General features: G+C 69.5%; 17 protein-coding genes, 2 rRNA genes and 1 pseudogene. 4 read left to right on the top strand and 16 right to left on the bottom strand.

All coding sequences use genetic code 11. The features are described from left to right. Positions 1-56 precede the first annotated feature (56 nt). Together AY578_RS18445 and AY578_RS18440 are read right to left on the bottom strand one after the other, a co-directional pair. Positions 57-3,144 (bottom strand): 23S ribosomal RNA (locus AY578_RS18445). 295 nt (positions 3,145-3,439) lie between these two features. After that, a 16S ribosomal RNA gene (locus AY578_RS18440) occupies positions 3,440-4,967 on the bottom strand. Together the 16S and 23S rRNA genes form the textbook arrangement of a ribosomal RNA operon. A gap of 843 nt (positions 4,968-5,810) precedes the next feature. Here AY578_RS18440 and trpS point away from each other — a divergent pair. Continuing rightward, positions 5,811-6,836 (top strand): tryptophan--tRNA ligase, encoded by a 1,026-nt coding sequence (gene trpS / locus AY578_RS18435; RefSeq protein ID WP_258903032.1) that lies wholly within the window; start codon positions 5,811-5,813, stop codon positions 6,834-6,836. On the opposite strand, the gene AY578_RS18430 is transcribed toward trpS, so the two are convergent. After that, entirely contained in the window at positions 6,776-7,717 is a 942-nt protein-coding gene (locus AY578_RS18430; protein WP_051101714.1) for a GlxA family transcriptional regulator, read from the bottom strand. The genes trpS and AY578_RS18430 overlap by 61 nt on opposite strands. Between AY578_RS18430 and AY578_RS18425 the strand changes: the two are divergent. Next, positions 7,717-7,824 (top strand): annotated as a pseudogene (locus tag AY578_RS18425) (cysteine hydrolase family protein); the annotation flags it as partial. The gene AY578_RS18430 and the pseudogene AY578_RS18425 overlap by 1 nt on opposite strands. Positions 7,825-7,882: 58 nt before the next feature. Here AY578_RS18425 and proC read toward each other — a convergent pair. The 8 genes from proC to AY578_RS18385 form a co-directional block, all read right to left on the bottom strand. Further along, positions 7,883-8,695: a pyrroline-5-carboxylate reductase gene (proC, locus tag AY578_RS18420; protein ID WP_019526672.1), complete on the bottom strand. Its 813-nt coding sequence runs from the start codon at positions 8,693-8,695 to the stop codon at positions 7,883-7,885. 108 nt (positions 8,696-8,803) lie between these two features. Further along, a complete protein-coding gene (locus AY578_RS18415) occupies positions 8,804-9,559 on the bottom strand; it encodes an ABC transporter permease (protein WP_028959431.1) in 756 nt (251 codons plus the stop codon). Further along, complete coding sequence (locus AY578_RS18410) at positions 9,556-10,347, bottom strand: ABC transporter ATP-binding protein (protein WP_028959432.1); 792 nt, start codon at positions 10,345-10,347, stop codon at positions 9,556-9,558. Before AY578_RS18410 ends, AY578_RS18415 begins: the two co-directional genes overlap by 4 nt. 33 nt (positions 10,348-10,380) lie before the next feature. Further along, complete coding sequence (locus tag AY578_RS18405; protein ID WP_028959433.1) at positions 10,381-11,169, bottom strand: class I SAM-dependent methyltransferase; 789 nt, start codon at positions 11,167-11,169, stop codon at positions 10,381-10,383. A 78-nt stretch (positions 11,170-11,247) separates the two neighbouring features. Then, entirely contained in the window at positions 11,248-11,763 is a 516-nt protein-coding gene (locus AY578_RS18400) for a hypothetical protein (RefSeq protein ID WP_019526668.1), read from the bottom strand. Positions 11,764-11,813: 50 nt separating this feature from the next. Then, entirely contained in the window at positions 11,814-12,155 is a 342-nt protein-coding gene (locus AY578_RS18395) for an SH3 domain-containing protein (RefSeq protein WP_026244096.1), read from the bottom strand. 232 nt (positions 12,156-12,387) lie between these two features. After that, entirely contained in the window at positions 12,388-12,672 is a 285-nt protein-coding gene (locus AY578_RS18390; protein ID WP_026244095.1) for an SH3 domain-containing protein, read from the bottom strand. 79 nt (positions 12,673-12,751) lie between these two features. Beyond that, positions 12,752-13,066, bottom strand: coding sequence for an SH3 domain-containing protein (locus AY578_RS18385; RefSeq protein WP_019526665.1), 315 nt, complete (start codon positions 13,064-13,066; stop codon positions 12,752-12,754). 182 nt (positions 13,067-13,248) lie between these two features. On the opposite strand from AY578_RS18385, the gene AY578_RS18380 reads away from it, so the two are divergent. Beyond that, entirely contained in the window at positions 13,249-15,354 is a 2,106-nt protein-coding gene (locus AY578_RS18380; protein ID WP_258903028.1) for a serine/threonine-protein kinase, read from the top strand. Between the two features lie 34 nt (positions 15,355-15,388). On the opposite strand, the gene ilvD is transcribed toward AY578_RS18380, so the two are convergent. The 4 genes from ilvD to AY578_RS18360 form a co-directional block, all read right to left on the bottom strand. Continuing rightward, positions 15,389-17,242, bottom strand: coding sequence for a dihydroxy-acid dehydratase (gene ilvD / locus AY578_RS18375; protein WP_215049149.1), 1,854 nt, complete (start codon positions 17,240-17,242; stop codon positions 15,389-15,391). A 131-nt stretch (positions 17,243-17,373) separates the two neighbouring features. After that, positions 17,374-18,021 (bottom strand): TetR/AcrR family transcriptional regulator, encoded by a 648-nt coding sequence (locus AY578_RS18370; RefSeq protein ID WP_019526661.1) that lies wholly within the window; start codon positions 18,019-18,021, stop codon positions 17,374-17,376. Further along, positions 18,018-18,881 (bottom strand): sugar phosphate isomerase/epimerase family protein, encoded by an 864-nt coding sequence (locus AY578_RS18365; RefSeq protein WP_136239896.1) that lies wholly within the window; start codon positions 18,879-18,881, stop codon positions 18,018-18,020. The genes AY578_RS18370 and AY578_RS18365 overlap by 4 nt, the downstream gene beginning before the upstream one ends. 107 nt (positions 18,882-18,988) lie before the next feature. Beyond that, on the bottom strand, positions 18,989-19,921 hold the full coding sequence (locus AY578_RS18360) for a Ppx/GppA family phosphatase (protein ID WP_019526659.1): 933 nt from the start codon (positions 19,919-19,921) through the stop codon (positions 18,989-18,991). A gap of 95 nt (positions 19,922-20,016) precedes the next feature. Between AY578_RS18360 and AY578_RS18355 the strand changes: the two genes are divergently transcribed. Continuing rightward, complete coding sequence (locus AY578_RS18355; RefSeq protein WP_028959438.1) at positions 20,017-20,892, top strand: DUF3109 family protein; 876 nt, start codon at positions 20,017-20,019, stop codon at positions 20,890-20,892. 65 nt (positions 20,893-20,957) lie between these two features. Here the strand turns inward: AY578_RS18355 and AY578_RS18350 are convergent, their stop codons facing one another. Next, complete coding sequence (locus tag AY578_RS18350) at positions 20,958-22,733, bottom strand: hypothetical protein (RefSeq protein WP_028959439.1); 1,776 nt, start codon at positions 22,731-22,733, stop codon at positions 20,958-20,960. Between the last annotated feature and the right edge of the window lie 227 nt (positions 22,734-22,960).

Genomic DNA, 22,960 nt, shown 5'->3' with positions numbered 1-22,960 from the left:
GACCATGGCATGGGGTTGTTCGTGGTTTCAGAACCAACACAGTGGACGCGAGCAACTGAGGACAAGCCCTCGGCCTATTAGTACCGGTCAACTCCACACGTTACCGTGCTTCCATATCCGGCCTATCAACCCAGTCGTCTACTGGGAGCCTTACCCTCTCTAGGAGGTGGGAGTCCTCATCTCGAAGCAGGCTTCCCGCTTAGATGCTTTCAGCGGTTATCCCTCCCGAACGTAGCCAACCAGCCATGCCCTTGGCAGAACAACTGGCACACCAGAGGTTCGTCCGTCCCGGTCCTCTCGTACTAGGGACAGCCCTTCTCAAGACTCCTACGCGCACAGCGGATAGGGACCGAACTGTCTCACGACGTTCTAAACCCAGCTCGCGTACCGCTTTAATGGGCGAACAGCCCAACCCTTGGGACCGACTCCAGCCCCAGGATGCGACGAGCCGACATCGAGGTGCCAAACCATCCCGTCGATATGGACTCTTGGGGAAGATCAGCCTGTTATCCCCGGGGTACCTTTTATCCGTTGAGCGACGGCGCTTCCACAAGCCACCGCCGGATCACTAGTCCCGACTTTCGTCCCTGCTCGACCCGTCGGTCTCACAGTCAAGCTCCCTTGTGCACTTACACTCAACACCTGATTGCCAACCAGGCTGAGGGAACCTTTGGGCGCCTCCGTTACTCTTTAGGAGGCAACCGCCCCAGTTAAACTACCCATCAGACACTGTCCCTGATCCGGATCACGGACCCAGGTTAGACATCCAGCACGACCAGACTGGTATTTCAACGACGACTCCACCCGAACTGGCGTCCGAGCTTCACAGTCTCCCAGCTATCCTACACAAGCCGAACCGAACACCAATATCAAACTGTAGTAAAGGTCCCGGGGTCTTTCCGTCCTGCTGCGCGAAACGAGCATCTTTACTCGTAGTGCAATTTCACCGGGCCTATGGTTGAGACAGTCGAGAAGTCGTTACGCCATTCGTGCAGGTCGGAACTTACCCGACAAGGAATTTCGCTACCTTAGGATGGTTATAGTTACCACCGCCGTTTACTGGCGCTTAAGTTCTCAGCTTCGCCCACCCGAAGGTGAGCTAACCGGTCCCCTTAACGTTCCAGCACCGGGCAGGCGTCAGTCCGTATACATCGCCTTACGGCTTCGCACGGACCTGTGTTTTTAGTAAACAGTCGCTTCTCGCTGGTCTCTGCGGCCACCCCCAGCTCACCGAGTAAATCGGATCACCGAGTGTGGCCCCCCTTCTCCGAAGTTACGGGGCATTTTGCCGAGTTCCTTAACCATAGTTCACCCGAACGCCTCGGTATTCTCTACCTGACCACCTGAGTCGGGTTTAGGTACGGGCCGCCATGAAACTCGCTAGAGGCTTTTCTCGACAGCATAGGATCATCCACTTCACCACAATCGGCTCGGCATCAGGTCTCAGACACATGTCAGGCGGATTTGCCTACCTGACGTCCTACACCCTTACCCGGGACAACCACCGCCCGGGATGGCTACCTTCCTGCGTCACCCCATCACTCACCTACTACCAGCTCGGGTCACCGGCTCCACCACTCCGACCTCGTCCGAAGACTCAGCCGGCGGCTTCACGGGCTTAGCATCACTGGATTCGATGTTTGACGCTTCACAGCGGGTACCGGAATATCAACCGGTTATCCATCGACTACGCCTGTCGGCCTCGCCTTAGGTCCCGACTTACCCTGGGCAGATCAGCTTGACCAGGAACCTTAGTCAATCGGCGCACACGTTTCTCACGTGTGAATCGCTACTCATGCCTGCATTCTCACTCGTGAACCGTCCCAACTGCCTTCCGGCGCTGCTTCACCCGGCACACGACGCCCCCTACCCATCCACACAGGCGTTGGCCCTATTGTGTGAATGACACGACTTCGGCGGTACGCTTGAGCCCGCTACATTGTCGGCGCGGAATCACTAGACCAGTGAGCTATTACGCCTCTTTCAAGGGGGCTGCTTCTAAGCCAACCTCCTGGTTGTCTGTGCGACTCCACATCCTTTCCACTTAGCGTACGCTTAGGGCCTTAGTCGATGCTCTGGGCTGTTTCCCTCTCGACCATGGAGCTTATCCCCCACAGTCTCACTGCCGCGCTCCTCACTTACGGCATTCGGAGTTTGGCTAAGGTCAGTAACCCGGTAGGCCCATCGCCTATCCAGTGCTCTACCTCCGGCAAGAAACACACGACGCTGCACCTAAATGCATTTCGGGGAGAACCAGCTATCACGGAGTTTGATTGGCTTCACCCTAAACACAAGGTCATCCCCAGGTTTTCAACCCTGGTGGGTTCGGTCCTCCACGAAGTCTTACCTCCGCTTCAACCTGCCCATGGCTAGATCACTCCGCTTCGGGTCTTGAGCGTGTACTAAATCGCCCTGTTCGGACTCGCTTTCGCTACGGCTTCCCACCCGGGTTAACCTCGCACACACCGCAAACTCGCAGGCTCATTCTTCAAAAGGCACGCAGTCACGACGCAAGGACAAGTCCTTGCGCGACGCTCCCACGGCTTGTAGGCACACGGTTTCAGGTACTATTTCACTCCGCTCCGCGGTACTTTTCACCATTCCCTCACGGTACTATCCGCTATCGGTCACCAGGGAATATTTAGGCTTAGCGGGTGTCCCGCCAGATTCACACGGGATTTCTCGGCCCCGTGCTACTTGGGTGTCTCTCAAACGAGCCGCTGACGTTTCGACTACGGGGTCTTACCTCTACGCCGGACTTTCGCATGTCCTTCGCCTACATCAACGGTTTCTGACTCGTCGACCAGCCGGCAGACTGATCAAGAGAGATCCACAACCCGAATGCGCAACCCTGCCGGGTCTCACACGCATACGGTTTGGCCTCATCCGGTTTCGCTCGCACTACTCCCGGAATCACGGTTGTTTTCTCTTCCTGCGGGTACTGAGATGTTTCACTTCCGCGTTCCCTCCACTTGCCCTATGTGTTCAGGCAAGGGTGACAGCCCATGGACGACTGCCGGGTTCCCCATTCGGACACCCCCGGATCAAAGCCTGGTTGACGACTCCCGGGGCCTATCGTGGCCTCCCACGTCCTTCATCGGTCCTGGTGCCAAGGCATCCACGTGCGCCCTTAAAACTTGGCACAGATGCTCGCGTCCACTGTGCAGTTCTCAAACAACGACCAACCACCGTCACAGCCCGCGAGCAGACTTTTACCGGGCCGCACTGAAGGCGACCATGGCGGCCGTACCTCAGACACCCAACAGCGTGCCCGAACACTCCCCGCTTCCCTCAACGTTCCACGCTCCGAAGAGCAGTACTAGAAGGAGAAGACGATCAAGTGTGCCGAGTAGTCAACGTTCCACCCATGAGAACCAGCATCAGACGTTCGCTGATGAACTGGCCTCTGACCAACGAAGCTGGGAGAAGTGCTCCTTAGAAAGGAGGTGATCCAGCCGCACCTTCCGGTACGGCTACCTTGTTACGACTTCGTCCCAATCGCCAGTCCCACCTTCGACAGCTCCCTCCCCACAAGGGGGTTGGGCCACCGGCTTCGGGTGTTACCGACTTTCGTGACGTGACGGGCGGTGTGTACAAGGCCCGGGAACGTATTCACCGCAGCAATGCTGATCTGCGATTACTAGCGACTCCGACTTCATGGGGTCGAGTTGCAGACCCCAATCCGAACTGAGACCGGCTTTTTGAGATTCGCTCCACCTCGCGGTATCGCAGCTCATTGTACCGGCCATTGTAGCACGTGTGCAGCCCAAGACATAAGGGGCATGATGACTTGACGTCGTCCCCACCTTCCTCCGAGTTGACCCCGGCGGTCTCCCGTGAGTCCCCAGCACCACAAGGGCCTGCTGGCAACACGGGACAAGGGTTGCGCTCGTTGCGGGACTTAACCCAACATCTCACGACACGAGCTGACGACAGCCATGCACCACCTGTACACCGACCACAAGGGGGCGCCCATCTCTGGACGTTTCCGGTGTATGTCAAGCCTTGGTAAGGTTCTTCGCGTTGCGTCGAATTAAGCCACATGCTCCGCCGCTTGTGCGGGCCCCCGTCAATTCCTTTGAGTTTTAGCCTTGCGGCCGTACTCCCCAGGCGGGGCACTTAATGCGTTAGCTGCGGCACGGACGACGTGGAATGTCGCCCACACCTAGTGCCCACCGTTTACGGCGTGGACTACCAGGGTATCTAATCCTGTTCGCTCCCCACGCTTTCGCTCCTCAGCGTCAGTATCGGCCCAGAGATCCGCCTTCGCCACCGGTGTTCCTCCTGATATCTGCGCATTTCACCGCTACACCAGGAATTCCGATCTCCCCTACCGAACTCTAGCCTGCCCGTATCGACTGCAGACCCGGGGTTAAGCCCCGGGCTTTCACAACCGACGCGACAAGCCGCCTACGAGCTCTTTACGCCCAATAATTCCGGACAACGCTCGCGCCCTACGTATTACCGCGGCTGCTGGCACGTAGTTAGCCGGCGCTTCTTCTGCAGGTACCGTCACTTTCGCTTCTTCCCTGCTGAAAGAGGTTTACAACCCGAAGGCCGTCATCCCTCACGCGGCGTCGCTGCATCAGGCTTTCGCCCATTGTGCAATATTCCCCACTGCTGCCTCCCGTAGGAGTCTGGGCCGTGTCTCAGTCCCAGTGTGGCCGGTCGCCCTCTCAGGCCGGCTACCCGTCGTCGCCTTGGTGAGCCATTACCTCACCAACAAGCTGATAGGCCGCGGGCTCATCCTGCACCGCCGGAGCTTTCGATCACCAAGGATGCCCAAGGCGATCAGTATCCGGTATTAGACCCCGTTTCCAGGGCTTGTCCCAGAGTGCAGGGCAGATTGCCCACGTGTTACTCACCCGTTCGCCACTAATCCACCCCGAAGGGCTTCATCGTTCGACTTGCATGTGTTAAGCACGCCGCCAGCGTTCGTCCTGAGCCAGGATCAAACTCTCCGTGAATGTTTACCCGTAATCGGGTGCACACATCACGAGAGCGGAACATCGGGAGGAATAATCCCGACGTTCACAGCGTCCTCGCTGTGTATTTTTTCAAAGGAACCTCAACCCGATCGAACCGATCAGGTCGGGGTATCAACATATCTGGCGTTGACTTTTGGCACGCTGTTGAGTTCTCAAGGAACGGACGCTTCCTTTGTACTCACCCTCTCGGGCTTTCCTCCGGGCGCTTCCCTTCGGTCTTGCGTTTCCGACTCTATCAGATCTTTCCGATCCGATTTCCTCGGTGCTTTCCAGTCCGGCGCTTTCGCGCTTTCCTTTCCGGCGGTTCCGACTTTATCAGATCCGTTTCTCGGCCTGACCCCCAGTCAGCGGGGTCTGTCTTTCCGGCCGTTGCGGGCCGTTCCGACGAGTGAGACTTTAGCGGATTCCCGGCTCCCGACCTAATCGGGGTCCTGCCCCCTTTCGGGTGCGGATTCCTCATTCCGTGAATACGCACGCCAATGACGCGCCCACAGACAGGCTGCCGGCTCGATCAGGGGTGGTACGCACAGGATGGCTGTCCGGGGCCGACCGGAGTCGGTGCTCACGTCGGACAACTCGGAGAACACTACGGATCCCCCAGGTGCGTGTCAACTCGCTGCGAGGCCCCACCTCTGGGGCGTAGTCTCATGGGCATGACGACGCGTACGCACAGCCAGTTCTGGTGGGCCGCCTGACGGCGGTCGTCCTGCGTATGCACCCACGGCCGCCGCCTCGGCGGCCGTTTCGCTTTCTCCCTCCGCAGCTCGAGGGGCGGCCGTCCCGGACGGCGGCCTCGACTCTCGACAGGAGTAGGGAGAAGACATGACTCGGGTCTTCAGCGGTATCAAGCCGACCGGACATCTGACCCTGGGGAACTACCTCGGGGCCATGCGGCGGTGGGCCACGGTCGACCAGTACCGGGCGGACGCGCTGTTCTGCATCGTCGACCTGCACGCCCTGACCGTGGACCATGATCCGGCGCGGGTTCGCCGGCTGAGCAGGCAGGCGGCCACGCTGCTGCTGGCGTCGGGGCTTGATCCGGAGCGGTGCACGGTGTTCGTGCAGAACCATGTGGACGAGCACGCCCGACTGTCGTACCTGCTCGAGTGCGTGGCCACGGACGGCGAGATGCGCCGGATGATCCAGTACAAGGAGAAGGCGGCGCGCGAGCAGCGGCGGGGCGGGAGCGTGCGGCTGTCGCTGCTGACGTATCCGGTGCTGATGGCCGCGGACATCCTGGCGTACGGGGCGGACGAGGTGCCGGTCGGGAACGACCAGACCCAGCACGTGGAGCTGGCGCGGGATCTCGCGGTGCGGTTCAACCAGCGGTACGGGCACACGTTCGTCGTGCCGCGGGCGACGAATCCGGCGGTGGCGGCGCGGGTGATGAACCTCCAGGCCCCTGGTTCGAAGATGGGCAAGAGCGACGACACCGGGCCGGGGATCGTCTATCTGCTGGACGAGCCGGACGTGGTGCGGAAGAAGGTCATGCGGGCGGTGACCGACAGCGGGTGCGAGGTCGTCTACGACCGGGCATCGCGGCCGGGGCTCGCGAATCTGCTGGAGATCCTCGCGGCCTGCACCGGCGGGGATCCCGGGCGGCTGGCGGAGTCCTACGACGGATACGGGGCGCTCAAGAGAGACACGGCGGACGCGGTGATCGAGGTGCTGCGGCCGTTGCGGGAGCGGCACCAGGAGCTGTGCGCCGATCCCGGCCATGTGGAAGGTGTCCTGCGGGAGGGGGCCGAGCGGGCGCGGGCGATGGCGAGGCCGACGGTGGACGCCGCCTACCGGGCGATCGGCCTGCTGCCGGCCTCGGAGGCGGTTCCGTTGAACGCGGCCCTGTAGGCGCGGGGGCTGGTGGCGAGGCGCGATGCGAAGTGCTGGCGCATCGTGACCTCGCTGCCGAAGCCGGCGCGGCGGGCGACCTCGGGCATGGGAAGGTCGGTGCGCTCGAGGAGGCGCTGGGCGGCGGCGATGCGCTGGTCGAGGAGCCAGCGCAGCGGGGTGGTGCCGGTCGCGGCGGTGAAGTGGCGGGCGAAGGTGCGCGGGGCCATGCCGGCGTGGGCGGCGAGGCCGGCGACGGTGAGCGGTTCGTGGAGGCGGCGCAGGGCGTACTCGCGTACGGCGGCGAGGGCGTCGGCGTCGCGGTCGGCGCGGGGTGTGGGCTGCTGGATGAACTGGGCCTGGGTGCCGGTGCGGAAGGGCGCGGTGACCATGGAGCGGGCGACGGTGGCGGCGGCCTCGGCCCCGTGGGCGAGGCGGACCAGGTGGAGGCAGAGGTCGATGCCGGCGGCGGTGCCGGCCGAGGTCCAGAGGTTGCCGTCCTCGATGAACAGGGCGTCGGGTTCGACGGTGATGTCGGGGTGGCGGGCCTGGAGGTGCGGGGCGAGGTGCCAGTGGGTGACGGCGCGGCGGCCGTCGAGGAGTCCGGCGCGGGCGAGGACGAAGGCGCCGGCGCAGAGGGCGGCGATCGGGGTGCCGGCCCGGTGGACGCGGCGCAGGGCGTCGAGGACGGGTCCGGCGACGGGGGTGTCGTGGTCGACGAGGCCCGGGACGACGATCAGGTCGGCGCGGTCCAGCCAGTCGAGGGGGCGGTCGGGGGTGAGGGTGAGGCCGCCCGGCATGGGGATGGGGTCCCCGGGGTCGGCGGCGGTGCGGCGGAGTTCGAAGGGCGGGACGCCGGGGAGGGTGCGTTCGCTGCCCCAGACCTCGGTGATGACGGAGATGGTCGGCGACGGCGGACGAGCTGACGCGGGCCACGGCGGTGTCGTTGCACGGCGGGCGGTTCGCGCGGGTGGTGACGACGGGGGACGTGCTGGCCGGGGTGCGGTGAAGCCCCCGGAGGGCCGCGGCGCGGTGGTGTGCCGGCCGCGGCCCGGCGGGCCCGTGGGTCAGCCGTTGTTGCCGGAGGCGAGTTCGCGGCTGCGGTCGCGGGCGGCCTCCAGGGCGGCGATGAGGGCCGCGCGGACGCCGTGGTTCTCCAGCTCGCGGATGGCGTTGATGGTGGTGCCGGCGGGGGACGTGACGTTCTCCCGCAGCTTCACGGGGTGCTCGCCGCTGTCGCGGAGCATCGTCGCGGCGCCGATCGCGGACTGCACGATCAGGTCGTGCGCCTTGTCGCGGGGCAGGCCGAGCAGGATGCCGGCGTCCGTCATCGCCTCGACCAGGTAGAAGAAGTACGCCGGGCCGGAGCCGGAGAGCGCCGTGCAGGCGTCCTGCTGGGACTCGGGGACGCGGAGGGTCTTGCCGACGGCGCCGAAGATCTCCTCGGCGTGGGCAAGATGGTCCGCGGTGGCGTGGCGGCCGGCGGAGATGACCGACATGGCCTCGTCGACGAGGGCGGGGGTGTTGGTCATGACGCGGACGACGGGGGTGCCCTCGGCGAGGCGCTCCTCGAAGTACGCGGTGGGGATGCCCGCCGCGCCGCTGATGACCAGGCGGTCGGCGGGGACGTGCGGGGCGAGCTCATCGAGGAGGGTGCCCATGTCCTGCGGCTTGACCGTGAGGATCAGGGTGTCCGCGGTCTTGGCGGCTTCCTGGTTGGTGACCGGGGTGACGCCGTGACGCGCGCGGAGCTCGTCGGCGCGCTCCCGGCGGCGGGCGGTGACCAGGAGGTCGGCGGGGGACCAGCCGGCGCGGATCATTCCGCTGAGCAGGGCTTCGCCGATCTTGCCGGTGCCGAGGACTGCGACTTTCTGGGTCATGGCTGGGGGTGCCCTCCGGGGGTGGGTCGTCCTGGGGTGATTGTCCCATCCGGGGGGCGGTGGGGGCGGGGGTGTCCGGTGGGCGGACGGGCCGGTGGGGGTGGGCTGTCAGGGCGTCCGTCGTTTCAAGGTGGCCGCGCCCACCGTCAGGACCAGCAGGGCCACCGCTGCGACGATCGTGACGTCTCGGACGAAGGCCGTCGTCAGGTCGGCGTGGAGGAGGACCTCGTTCATGCCGTCGACCGCGTAGGACATGGGGAGGACGTCGGAGATCGTCTCCAGGACCGGGTGCATGGTGTCGCGCGGGGTGAACAGGCCGCACAGCAGCAGCTGCGGGAAGATCACCGCCGGCATGAACTGCACCGCCTGGAACTCGGACGCCGCGAACGCCGACACGAACAGGCCGAGGGCGGTGCCGAGGAGCGCGTCGAGCAGGGCGACCAGGAGCAGCAGCCAGGGGCTGCCGGTGACGTCGAGGTCCAGGAACCACACCGCGAGTCCGGTCGCGAGGGCCGACTGGACGACCGCGACGGCGCCGAAGGCGAGGGCGTAGCCGGCGATCAGGTCGCCCTTGCCGAGGGGCATGGCGAGCAGGCGTTCCAGGGTGCCGGAGGTGCGTTCGCGCAGGGTGGCGATCGACGTGACCAGGAACATCGTGATCAGCGGGAAGATGCCGAGCAGTGAGGCGCCGATGGTGTCGAAGGTGCGGGCGCTGCCGTCGAAGACGTAGCGGAGCAGGAAGAGCATCACGCACGGGACGAGGATCATCAGCGCGATGGTGCGCGGGTCGTGGCGGAGCTGGCGCAGGACCCGGGCGGCGGTGGCGGTGGTGCGGGGCAGGCTGAGGGCGCCGGTGGCGGTCATCGGGTGGACTCCTCGGTACGGGCGGTCGCGGCGGCCTCGTCGACCAGGCGGAGGAACGCGGTCTCGACGGTGTCGGCGCCGGTGCGGGTGCGCAGGGCCTCGGGGGTGTCCTGGGCGAGGACCTCGCCGGCGCGCATGAGGAGCAGCTGGTGGCAGCGCTCGGCCTCGTCCATCACGTGCGAGGAGACGAGGAGGGTGGCGCCGCGCTGCTCGGCGAGGCTGTGGAAGAGCTGCCAGAGGTCGCGGCGGAGTACGGGGTCCAGGCCGACGGTGGGTTCGTCGAGGACCAGCAGCTCGGGCGTGCCGAGGAGGGCGACGGCGAGGGAGACGCGGCTGCGCTGGCCGCCGGAGAGGGCGCCGGCGAGGGAGTCGGCGTGGCCGGTGAGGTCGACGTCGGTGATGGCCCGAGTGACGTTCTCGTGGCGGCGGTCGGCGGCGGCCCGGCCCGGGTCGAGGATCGCGGCGAAGTAGTCGAGGTTCTGGCGGACGGTCAGGTCGTCGTAGACGGACGGGGCCTGGGTGACGTAGCCGATGCGGGTGCGCAGGGAGGGGTGGCCGGCGGGGCGGCCGAGGACGTCGAGGGTGCCGGTGGCCTTGGCCTGGGTGCCGACGACGGCGCGCATCAGCGTGGACTTGCCGCAGCCGGAGGGGCCGAGGAGGCCGGTGATGCGGCCGCGGGGGACGGTGAAGCCGAGGCCGCGCAGCACGGTGCGGGAACCCCGGACGACGGTGAGGTCCTGGGCGTGCACGGCCGGCTCCTCCGGGGGCCGGGAGGAGTAATTCATCATGTGATGAATACTCCTCCCGGCGGCGCGGAGGCGTCAAGCCGCCCGCGGCAGGGAGGCGAGGAGGAGGACGACGTCGTACGTCTCCTCGACGATCCCGTCCGGGAACACCTCGAGGACGTGGCGGCGCTCCTCGGCGAGGAAGGCGGCGGTGCGGCCGGGGTCCTGGACGAGGAAGAGGGAGTGGCTGCCGATGTTGGCCAGGTGGGCGTCGACCGGGATGCGGCGGCTCCAGCGGACCAGGTGACGGCGCAGGCCGAGGCGGCCGGAGGGGTCGGCGACGGGGGCGTCGAGCTCGTCCTTCCCGCGGGAGAAGTCCCGCCCGAAGTGCTCGCCGGCCCGGGCGGACGCCTCGGCGATCCACGGGACGTCGAGGGCGCTGGTGTTCCACCACAGGGCGAGTGAGCCGCCGGGACGCAGCACCCGTATCGCCTCGGGGACCGAGCGGGCGGGGTCGGTCCAGTGCCAGGACTGGGCGTAGGTGATCAGGTCGGCGCTGCCGGCGGCGAGGGGGAGGGCGTTGCCGTCGCCGCGGACGACCGGGGTGCCGGGGATGCGGCGGCGGAACTCCGCCGCCATGTCCTCGCCGGGCTCGACGGCGACGACGCGCGCGCCGCGTTCGAGGAGGCGGGCGGTGGCCAGGCCGGTGCCGGCGCCGACGTCCGCCACCCGGGATCCCGCGAGCGGGCGGCCGGTGAGGTCCTCGATCGTGTCGAAGAGGGCGGGCGGGTAGGTGGGGCGGTGGTCCGCGTACTGCGCGGCGACCGCGTTGAACGAGTGGGCTCGGGCGGTGTGGGTGACCTGGTCGGCCCCGGATGTCGTCATACGGCCATGGTCGGCGTAGGGCGGGGCGCGGGGTGCGGGTTTTCCCTGCCGTTGGGCCGGCGGCCGGGGGGAGGCCGGTCAGGCGTCGTGGCGGCGGCGCTTGCGGGCGGGGTTGCCGGAGCGGCGGGTGATGCGGCGGTCGTACTCCTGGCGGGCCTGCTCGTACTCGGCGCGGTGCAGCTTCTCGCCGGGGGCCTCGGTGAGGGAACGGAAGAAGTAGGCGAGGAGCGAGCCGACGAACCCGATGGACAGCAGTCCGCGCAGGGACGACTGGCGGTCGGGGTCGGGGCGGGTGGAGAAGGAGGACCAGGTGTGGCCGAAGGCGAGGGCGCTGCAGACCGCGAACATCACGACGACGAGCAGCGAGACGAAGCCGCCGACGGCGGCGATCTGGAGCCCCTGGTAGGCGAACCGCAGCACGAAGCAGGCGGCGGCCGCGGCGGCCAGCGACCCGACGGCGACACCGAGCCTGCGCACGGCGTACCCACGGGAGTGGTCGACCCAGGTCGTGCCGAAGAAGCGGAGGGGTTCGGGCTGGGGGCCGGCGGGGGTGGCCTGGGTGCGGTGGTCCGGGGTGCCGTGTGCGTCGCTCACGCTTCGATTATCGCCCGGGGGCCCGGGTGGGCCGGGCCCCCGGGGGCGGGTCAGGAGCAGCGCGGGCGGATGTAGCCGTCACTGCCGGTGTACACGTACGCGTCCGAGACGTACTCGCCATTGGCGACGTTGTCCCAGATGTTCGACGTGCCGTACGGGCCCGTCACCGTGGTGCCGGGCCGCTGGCAGTAGATCGCGACGCGGGTGCCCTCGGGCAGGACCTTGATAATGGGGTAGCTGGTGCCGGGGCCGCTGCGCACGTTCAGCCGGACACCCGGCGCGATGTCGTAGTACGGGACCGACGCCGCCGCCTGACCGGCGGCGCCCAGCACGGTGAGAAAGGCACCGGCGATTCCGGCCAGCACGAATGATTTCCGCTTCAAGGGCGTCATCTGGGTCCTCTTGGGATGTCGGTGTTCATCAGAAGGAGCAGCACGGCCGGAAGTAGCCGCCGCTGCCGGTGTACACGTCGCGTCCGAGATGAACTGCCCGTCGGCGGCGTTGTCCCAGATGGTCGACGTCCCGTAGGCGCCGGTCTCCTTTGTGCCCGGGGGCTGGCAGAAGATCGGCACCTGCGAGCCCGGCTGCAGCACCCGGATGAGGGGGTAGTTCGCGCTGGGGCGGTCAGGCGCAACGCTGCGCCACGTAGCCGTCGCTGCCCGTGTGGACGTACGCGTCCGAGACGTACTGGCCGTTGCCGATGTTGTCCCAGATGTTCGACGTCCCATAGGGGCCGGTCTCCGTGGTGCCCGAGGTCTGGCAGTTGATCCTTACCTGCGATCCCTGGGGCAGTACCCGGACGATGGTGTAGTTGGTGCCCGGGCCGCTGCGGACGTTCACCTGGTACCCGGGCGCCGTCGGATAGGAGGTGGCGGCCGACGCCTGGGAGGCGCTGCCGAGCACCATCATGAAGGCGCCGGCAACGGCGGCCGACACGGCGAATCTGCGTCGTACGGAATTCATGGTCTCCCCGGGAGAGGTGTGGTGGTCAGACGCAGCGCGAGGCCACGTAGCCGTCGCTGCCGGTGTAGATGTACGCGTCCGAGACGTACTGGCCGTTGCTGATGTTGTCCCAGATGTTCGACGTGCCGTACGGGCCCGTCACCGTGGTGCCGGGCCGCTGGCAGTAGATCGCGACCTGGGACCCCTCGGGCAGGACGCGGACGACGGAGTAGCTGGTGCCCGGACCGCTGCGGACGTTCAGGCGGACGCCGGGCGCGACGTTGTAGTAGCGGACCGCCGCAGCGGTCGTGGTGACGGTGTCCTCGGTGGTCGCAGGTTCTTCGACACGATCGACGGACATGTGTACCTCCCCCGTGTGAAACCCCAGGTGTATCCGGGGTCGCGTTGATTCCCCCGAGTCGCGGCGTGAAACACCCGTGTGCGACTCGAACACGGAGGCTAGCAAGCCTCCTCGGTCCCGTACGAGACATCGATTAGGCTCCGAGCGTCGCGCGCGCGTACGAACAGCACGGGGGTGGTCCCATGGCGCCACAGCAGGACGCCGGGGCGGGCGCGGAAGCGGAACGTCCCGAATTCGCCGGCCACTATCGGCTCGAACGGCTTCTGGGCTCGGGCGGCATGGGCGTGGTGCATCTGGCGCGCAGTACCTCAGGTCTGAAGCTCGCGGTGAAGGTCGTGCACGCCGAGTACGCCAAGGACCCGGAGTTCAGGGGCCGTTTCCGGCAAGAGGTCGCGGCGGCCCGGCGGGTCAGCGGCGCGTTCACCGCCTCGGTCGTCGACGCCGACCCCGAGGCCGAGCTGCCATGGATGGCGACCCTCTACATCCCCGGTCCGACGCTCGCCGACGAGGTGAAGCGGAACGGTCCGCTGGGCTCCTCCCAACTACGGCGCTTGATGGCCGGGTTGGCGGAGGCGCTGCGTGACATCCACCGCGTCGGGGTCGTGCACCGGGACCTCAAGCCGAGCAACGTCCTGCTGTCCGAGGACGGTCCGAAGGTCATCGACTTCGGCATCTCGCGGCCGAAAGACAGCGAACTGCGCACCGAGACCGGCAAGTTGATCGGAACGCCGCCGTTCATGGCGCCCGAGCAGTTCCGTCGGCCGCGCGAGGTGGGGCCGGCGGCGGACATCTTCGCGCTGGGGTCGGTGCTGGTGCACGCGGCGACGGGACGCGGGCCGTTCGACTCCGACAGCCCGTACGTCGTGGCGTACCAGGTGGTGCACGACGAGCCCGATCTGACGGGCGTTCCCGACGAGCTGTCCGACCTGGTGCGGCGGTGCCTGGCCAAGGAGCCGGAGGAACGGCCGAGGCCGGACGAGCTGATGGCCGGACTGCGGACGGTGTCGGCGTCGTACGACACCCGGGTCTTCATACCGAGTCAGCGCATCGACGACGAGCCGGACAGCGGGTCCCGCCCCCGTCCCGAGCGGGCCCCCGAGAAGCCTGCGCCGGAGGAAGAGGCTCCGCGACGACGGTTCGCACTTCGCCGGATGCTCGTGAGCGGCGCCGCACTCGCGGCCGTCGTCGCCGGCACCGTGGTCGCCGTGCGGCTGGGCGACACCGCCCCGCCGGAGCGGCCCGTCACACACAGCGCGGCGGCCTTCGCCGGCTGGGCGTCCGAGCCGCTCTCCGACACGGGCGGCATGCCACGGTGCGCCGTCGCTTCCGGCGCGGTGCTGTGTGCGCACGACGGAACGGTGTCCGCGCTGCGGACGTCCGACGGCCAGGTTCTCTGGCGGCACGCGACGGGAGCCGAGGCCGACGCCCCGGTGATTTCCGGCGGCACGGTCCTGTCGTACGGGGGCGGCACCGAACTGGAGGCACTCGACGCCGTCTCCGGCCGTACGGTCTGGGACCGGACCGTCCCCGGGGGCGTCGATGTCCGCTCCACAGGCGCGCTCGTGATCCTCGGCGACGGGGACGGCACCGTGACCGCGGTGAACGGCGCCACCGGGGAGACCGTGTGGGAGCGCACCGTCCCGCCCCAGAGCGAGATCACGGACGTCACCGTGTTCGGTGCGTCGGCCCCTGTGGTCGTGACGAGTATCGCGCCCGACGGCGGCCACACCCAGGTGACCGCACTCGACCCGGGCGACGGCGAGGTGCGCTGGCAGGATCGGATGGAAGGGGCGCTGACGCCCGTGGCGACCGACGGGGACGCCGTGCACTTCGTCTCCGCCGACCCGCTGTCCCCCCGGACGGACGCCCTGGTGCGCCACGCGCCCGGTTCCGGTACGACGACCCGGTACGCCCTGCCCGTACCGCGCTACGACACCGTGGCCACCGGGCGCGGGAAGGTCGTGCACGTCATGGCCCAGGGCGGTTCGCTCGAGGCGTTCGACCTGGAGACCCGCGACCGCCTCTGGACCCTCGAAACCGGCCTCACCCGGGCCTCCGCCCCCGTCTCCGACGGGCGGCACGTGTTCCTGTCCGCGCCCGACGGGCGGCTGCTGGCCGTGGATGCGGGGAGCGGGCGGCTCGTCGGGCAGACCCGGCCCCGTCTCGGGGCCGGTGACCGGGTCGTCGCCTCGTTGCCCGCGCCCGTCCTCGCCGGCGGCCGCGTCTACGCCTCCGCCCCCGACGGCACCGTCTTCGCCGTCGACGCGAGCGACCTCGCCGCCTGGTGACAGGCAGCGGGGTCGGAGAGCGAGGTACGGAGCCTCAGCCCAGCTTGGTCACGTCCCGCACCGCGCCCTTGTCCGCGCTCGTCGCCATCGCCGCGTAGGCGCGCAGGGCCGCGGAGACCTTGCGGTCGCGCTTCTTGGGGGCGTAGCGGCCGGCGAGGGCCTCCTCGCGGCGGGACAGTTCCTCGTCGGAGACCAGCAGCTCGACGGAGCGGTTCGGGATGTCGATGCGGATGCGGTCGCCGTCCTCGACCAGGGCGATCGTGCCGCCGGAGGCCGCCTCCGGGGAGGCGTGGCCGATGGACAGGCCGGAGGTGCCGCCGGAGAAGCGGCCGTCGGTGATGAGGGCGCAGGCCTTCCCCAGGCCGCGGCTCTTCAGGTACGACGTCGGGTAGAGCATCTCCTGCATGCCGGGGCCGCCCTTGGGGCCCTCGTAGCGGATGACGACGACGTCGCCCTCCTTCACCTGCTGGGTGAGGATCTTCTGCACGGCCTCCTCCTGCGACTCGCAGACGACCGCCGGGCCCTCGAAGGTCCAGATGGACTCGTCGACGCCGGCCGTCTTGACCACGCAGCCGTCGACGGCGAGGTTGCCGCGCAGCACCGCGAGGCCGCCGTCCTTGGAGTAGGCGTGCTCGGCGGAGCGGATGCAGCCGCCCTCGGCGTCCTCGTCGAGGGAGTCCCACCGCTCGGACTGGGAGAAGGCCTCGGCGGAGCGCTTGCAGCCGGGGGCCGCGTGCCACAGCTCGACCGCCTCCGGGGAGGGGGAGCCGGCGCGGATGTCCCAGGTCTTCAGCCAGTCGGAGAGGGACGGGCTGTGGACGGCGTGGACGTCCTCGTTGAGCAGGCCCGCGCGGTGGAGCTCACCGAGCAGGGCGGGGATGCCGCCCGCGCGGTGCACGTCCTCCATGTAGTACGTGCGGTCCTTGGCGACGTTCGGGGCGACCTTCGCCAGGCACGGCACGCGGCGGGAGAGGGCGTCGATCTCGGTGAGGCCGAACGGCACCTCCGCCTCCTGGGCGGCGGCCAGCAGGTGCAGGATCGTGTTGGTGGAGCCGCCCATGGCGATGTCCAGCGCCATCGCGTTCTCGAACGCCTGGAAGGTGGCGATGGAGCGGGGCAGGACCGTCTCGTCGTCCTGCTCGTAGTAGCGGCGGGTGAGGTCCATGACCGTCTCGGCCGCGCGGACGTAGAGGTCCTTGCGGGCGGTGTGGGTGGCGAGGACCGAGCCGTTGCCGGGGAGGGAGAGGCCGATGGCCTCGGTGAGGCAGTTCATCGAGTTGGCGGTGAACATGCCGGAACAGGAGCCGCAGGTCGGGCAGGCGTTCTCCTCGATGCGGAGCACGTCCGCGTCGGACACCTTGTCGTTGGCGGCCTCGACCATGGCGTCGATCAGGTCCAGCGTGCGGACCGTGCCGTCGACCAGGGTGGCCCGGCCGGACTCCATGGGGCCGCCCGAGACGAAGACGGTCGGGATGTTCAGCCGCAGCGCGGCGTTGAGCATGCCCGGGGTGATCTTGTCGCAGTTGGAGATGCAGATCAGGGCGTCCGCGCGGTGCGCCTCGACCATGTACTCCACGCTGTCCGCGATCAGGTCGCGGGAGGGCAGCGAGTAGAGCATGCCGCCGTGGCCCATCGCGATGCCGTCGTCGACGGCGATGGTGTTGAACTCGCGCGGGATGCCGCCGGCCGCGACGACCGCCTCGCTGACGATCCGGCCGACCGGCGCGAGGTGCGTGTGGCCGGGGACGAACTCGGTGAAGCTGTTGGCGATGGCGACGATCGGCTTCCGGCCGATGTCCGCACCGGGTACACCGGAGGCGCGCATAAGGGCGCGGGCGCCCGCCATGTTGCGGCCGTGGGTGACTGTGCGGGACCTCAGCTCGGGCATCGTCGCTCGCTCCTTCAGACCTTCGGGGAGTCTCCGCCAGAGAGTTCTGACTGCACCGAGCGTACGCCGGTCATCCAGAGGGCGGGACAAGGTGTCCGGAATGCGATACGCGTGTCTCAGGCGTCCCGCGCTCAGGGCCCGGTGAGGTGGCCCTGCACGACGGGCGCGACCCGCCGGACGATGTCCTCGGGGTCGGCGGAGGCGAGCGGCTCGACCCGGATCACGTACCGGACCATCGCGATGCCGACGAGCTGGGCGGCGGCCAGCTCGGCGCGCAGCTCCGCGTCGGGGCGGTCCAGCTGTCCGGCGACCCGGCGCAGCAGCTGGGTGGCGACGAGACGGCGGAAGACGGCGGCCGCGGCGTCGTTGTTGACGGCGGAGCGGACGATCGCGAGCAGCGGGGCGCGCGTGACCGGGTTCTCCCACAGGCCGATGATCATGCGGGTCATCCGCTCGCCCACCTCGTCGAGCGGACCCTCGATCACGGAGTCCCGCTGGTCGAGCACCGGCCCGAAGGCGACCTCGACCGCGGCCTCGAAGACCCGCTCCTTGGTGCCGAAGTAGTGGTGCACGAGGGCGGAGTCCACCCCGGCGGCCTTGGCGATGCCCCGGACGGACGTCTTCTCGTAGCCGCGCGCGGAGAACTGCTCGCGGGCCGCGTCAAGGATGCGGTCGCGGGTGCCGGCCGACTCGCCGGCCGGGGGGCGTCCGCGGCGCCGGGGGGCGCCGGTGCCGTTCGCGGAGGCGGCCGGGCCGTCGCTCGCGGTGACGCCGTTCATCGCCGTGGCACCCGGAGGGAGGAGGGGGTGGACAGGGAGGAAGGGGAGGACTGCGAGGCGAGGTGGAGACGGGTGAAGGCGAGGGCCTCCGCCAGGTCGGCCTCACGTTCGGCGCTGGACATGGCGCGCCGGGTGTTGACCTCGATCACGACATGACCGTCGAAGCCGCTGCGCGCCAGCCCCTCCAGGACCTCGGCGCACGGCTGGTCGCCGCGGCCGGGCACCAGGTGCTCGTCCTTGGCGGAGCCCCGGCCGTCGGCCAGGTGCACGTGCCCCAGCCGGTCGCCCATGCGCTCCACCATGTGCAGGGTGTCCGTGCGGGAAGTGGAGGCGTGGCTGAGGTCGATCGTGAAGTGGCGGTAGTCCTCCTTGGTCACGTCCCAGTCGGGGGCGTAGGCCAGCATCTCGCGGTCGCGGTAGCGCCAGGGGTACATGTTCTCCACGGCGAACCGCACGTCGGTCTCGTCCGCCATCCGCCAGATGCCGTCGACGAAGTCGCGGGCGTACTGCCGCTGCCAGCGGAACGGCGGGTGGACGACGACCGTCGACGCGCCGAGTTTCTCGGCGGCGGACTTGGCCCGCTGGAGCTTGGTCCAGGGGTCGGTGGACCACACGCGCTGTGTGATCAGCAGACAGGGCGCGTGGACGGCGAGGACGGGGATGCGGTGGTAGTCGCTGAGCCGGCGGAGCGCCTCGATGTCCTGGCTGACCGGATCCGTCCAGACCATCACCTCGACGCCGTCGTACCCGAGGCGCGCGGCGATCTCGAAGGCCGTCGCCGTCGACTCCGGGTACACGGAGGCCGTCGACAGGGCGACCTTCGCATCCGGGATGCGGACTACGTCCCTTGCTTCTGCCACGAGCCTCAGGTTACGGGGTGGGGTGGGGGCGGTGCGGGGTGCCGCCTGGCCGTTGTGGCGTTTGCCATAGCGGGGCGCGGGGCGTTCCGGGCGGCCCCCGTCGGCGGTCAGGCCGGGCCCATGTGGTCGAGGCGGCGGAGTATGACGCCCTCCCGCAGCGCCCAGGGGCAGATCTCCAGCCGCTCCACGCCGAACAGGTCCATGGCGCCCTCGGCCACCATCGCGCCGGCGAGGAGTTGGCCCGCGCGGGCCTCGGAGACGCCCGGCAGCTCGGCGCGCTCGGCGGCGGTCATCCCGGCCAGGCGCGGCACCCACGCCTCCAGCGACTCGCGCTTCAGTTCCCGCTGGACGTACAGGCCCTCGGCGGAGCCCGGGGCGCCCGCGAGCCGGGCGAGCTGCTTGAACGTCTTGGAGGTGGCCACCACGTGGTCCGGCGCCCCGAAGCGGCTGAACTCGCCGACCGTGCGGGCTATCTCCGTGCGCACGTGGCGGCGCAGCGCGCGGACCTCCTCGGCCTCGGGCGGGTCGCCCGGCAGCCAGCCGGCGGTGAGGCGGCCCGCGCCGAGCGGCAGCGACACGGCCGCGTCGGGCTCCTCGTCCATGCCGTAGGCGATCTCCAGGGAGCCGCCGCCGATGTCGATGACGAGCAGCTTCCCCGAGGACCAGCCGAACCAGCGGCGGGCGGCGAGGAAGGTGAGCTTGGCCTCCTCCTCGCCGCTGAGCACCTGAAGTTCGACGCCGGTCTCCTCGCGGACGCGGGCGAGGACGTCGTCGGCGTTGCGGGCGTCGCGGACCGCGGAGGTCGCGAACGGCAGCAGCTCCTCCACGCCCTTGTCCTCGGCGGCCTGCAGCGCCTCGTGCACGACGGCGACGAGCCGGTCGATGCCGTCGGGGCCGATCGCCCCCTCGTCGTCGAGGAGCTGGGCGAGGCGCAGTTCGGTCTTGTGCGAGTGCGCGGGCAGCGGCCGCGCGCCGGGGTGGGCGTCGACCACCAGCAGATGCACCGTGTTCGAACCCACGTCGAGGACACCGAGTCTCATGTACGAAACGCTACTGCCGGCGGCGCTCCGTGTTGCCCGCTTCTCGACGGCCGGACCGGTGCCGGGTACGGCCCGGGGCGACTTACCCTGGACGGGTGCCAAAGACGAAAAAGGCGAAGGACGAGAAGACGGACAAAACGGCCAGGAAGGACAAGCAGGCCGGGGCGGCCGTGGATCCTTCGCGGGTGCCGGCCCCGCCGCAGGCGCCTCGCCCGGCGCCCGCCGACGACGAGCAGGGGCTCGACTTCGCCCGCGCCTGGGTCGAATTCCCTGATCCGGCGGACGACGAGCAGGTCTTCCGCTGCGATCTGACCTGGCTCACCTCACGGTGGAACTGCATCTTCGGCAGTGGCTGCCAGGGCATCCAGGCGGGCCGCGCGGACGACGGGTGCTGCACCCTGGGCGCCCACTTCTCCGACGAAGACGACGAGAAGCGCGTCGCCGAGCATGTGGCGCGTCTCACACCGGACATCTGGCAGCACCACGCGGAGGGCACCCGCAACGGGTGGACCTCCGAGGACGAGGACGGCGAGCGTCAGACGCGCCCGTTCCAGGGCTCGTGCATCTTCCAGAACCGTCCCGGCTTCAAGGGCGGCATGGGCTGCTCGCTGCACATCCTCGCCCTCAAGGAGGGCCGCGAGCCGCTGGAGACCAAGCCGGACGTCTGCTGGCAGCTCCCGGTCCGGCGCACGTACGACTGGATCGACCGGCCCGACGACACGCGCGTGCTGCAGGTGTCGATCGGCGAGTACGACCGGCGCGGCTGGGGCCCGGGCGGCCACGACCTGCACTGGTGGTGCACGTCGGCGACGTCGGCGCACGGCGCGGGCGAGCCGGTGTACGTCTCCTACCGCGCGGAGCTGATCGAGCTGATGGGCAAGGCGGGGTACGACCGTCTGGCCGAGCTGTGCGAGGAGCGGCTGGCGTCGCAGCTGCCGCTGCTCGCGCCGCACCCGGCGGACCCGTCCTGACGGGTCTCTCCCGGCGTTGAAAGGCGCCCGTCCCCCGAGTCAGGGGGCGGGCGCCTTCTCATGCCTTACGACATCGCCGGGTCCGGGGTGCCCGGCTCGGCGGGCGTGGAGCCGCTGGGCTCCGGGGGCTCGCGGTCCGAGGGCGACGGATCGGTGGGGGTCGGGTCGCTCGGGGTGGGGTCGTCCGTCGAGGGCTCGGGGTCCGGGTCCGAGGAGGACGGCGGGTCGGTGGGCGTGGGGTCCGAGGGCGTCGGCGTCGTCGGCGTGGGGTGCGAGGGCGACGGGGGCGGGCCGCTCGGGGTGCCCGGGGCCGACGGGGAGCCGGTGACGGGGGTGGACGGCGCGGGGCCGTACCCCTCGATGGACACCACCGAGCCCGCCGGGGAGATCACGACCGTGGCCCGCCAGTGGCCGGACGGCTCGCGCAGCTGGTCGACGAACACCCGGATCGTGACCGACTCGCCCGGGGCGAGGATGCCGGACGAGCGGTTCAGGTAGAGCCAGGAGGCGCCGGTGGACGCGGACCAGCGGACCGGCCCCTCGCCCCGCGCGGTCAGGGTGATCAGCGTGGTGTCGCCGCTGTGGGCGGCCGTCACGCCCAGCGCGGCGGCGCCCTTGTGCCCGGCGCCGGTGACCTCGACGACCTCCACGGACACGTCCGGTTCGCCCTCGGCGTCGAAGCGGGTGCGGGGGCGGGGCTCGGCGTTGCCGGCGTTCTCGTAGCCGGCGCCGCCCTCGCCGTCGAAGTCCACGGTGCCGTCCTCGCGGGCGGAGGAGGGGCCGCCGCCCAGGCCCTCGCCCACCGGGGTGCCCCGGTAGGCGGCCCACAGCGCCAGCACGGGCGCGGCGACGACCGTGGCGACGACGGTCGTCGTGACGGCACGCGCGCGCAGGCGGTCGCGGCGGGCGACGCGGTCCTTGGGGTCCATGGGGAAGCCGCGCCGGTCGAAGCGGGGCGCGGCGCCACGCGCGCGTGGGTGGTGCGCGAGGGCGGTGTGCAGGGCGGCGGTCGGCACCGGCACGAGCGGCAGGGTGTCCGGGGTGACGCTGGTGCCGGGCCACCGGCCGGGCACGGCCCGCTCGGCGGTACGGCGGCAGCGCGGGCAGTCGTCGACATGGCGGACGAGTTCGCGGCGCAGCGTGGTGCCGAGCACCATCCCCTGGTCGCCGGTGAGGTGCGCCACGCCCGGACAGGCGCCGGTCTCCACGACGGCGAGGGCCGCGCGGGTGCGCTCCACCTCGCATGCGGCGGCGGCGAGCAGTTCGCGTGCCGCGGCCGGGGCCATGCCGAGCACGGCGGCGACCTCGTGGGCGGCGAGACGGTGCCGTACGGCGAGTTCGAGCGCCTCGCGCTGCTCCGGGCTGGTCCCCGCGGCCTCCGGCCAGGCCAGCGCGGCCAGTTCACGGCGGCGCCGCTCCTGCTCCTCGGGGGGTACGGCGGGGGCGTCCTGGCCCTCCCCGGAGGCGCGCTGCCTGCTGGAGCGGCCGCCGGCATGGGAGGCCTGACGTTTCTGCCGGGCCTCGGCCAGCTTGCGCAGACACGCCCAGCGGGCGAGGGCGTACAGCCAGGCGCGGAGGCCGCCGAGTTCGTCCGGGACGTGCCGGTCGCGGCGCTCCGCGAGGTGGAGCGCGTCGGCCAGGGCGGCGGTCGCCGCGTCGTGGTCGCACAGGACGGACAGGCAGTAGGTGAACAGGCCGTCCAGATGCGGCTCGTAGCGGGCGGCCGGCCGCCGGGCCAGCGTGCGCGCCGCCGCTCGGTCGCGCGCTTCCCGGTGCGTCCGGTGGGTTCCGGTCGTACGGGTGGACGTACGGGTCGAGGTGTCCGGGCCGCTGCTCGTCATTCGGCGACCGTAGGGGCCGGGAGGCGACGCCTTCCGGCGCCGTGCGCACTTTTAATCCGTACGGGTGAAACGATCCCTCAATCCGGGGACAGGAACCTTTCCCCGCCCGGTGAGCGGCCACGACGCGGGCTGCCGCGCCGTGGACGCGGGCGCCTTCCGGGCCCCGCCGGGGCTTGTAGCCCCGGCCTCCTCGGCACCCGGACGGACCGCGCCCGCACGGCGCACGC

The organism is Streptomyces thermocarboxydus (assembly GCF_024760485.1).
GTDB lineage: Bacteria > Actinomycetota > Actinomycetes > Streptomycetales > Streptomycetaceae > Streptomyces > Streptomyces cellulosae.
The sequence above is the reverse complement of the archived record's forward strand: the minus strand, read 5'-3'. Positions and strand labels throughout refer to the sequence as shown.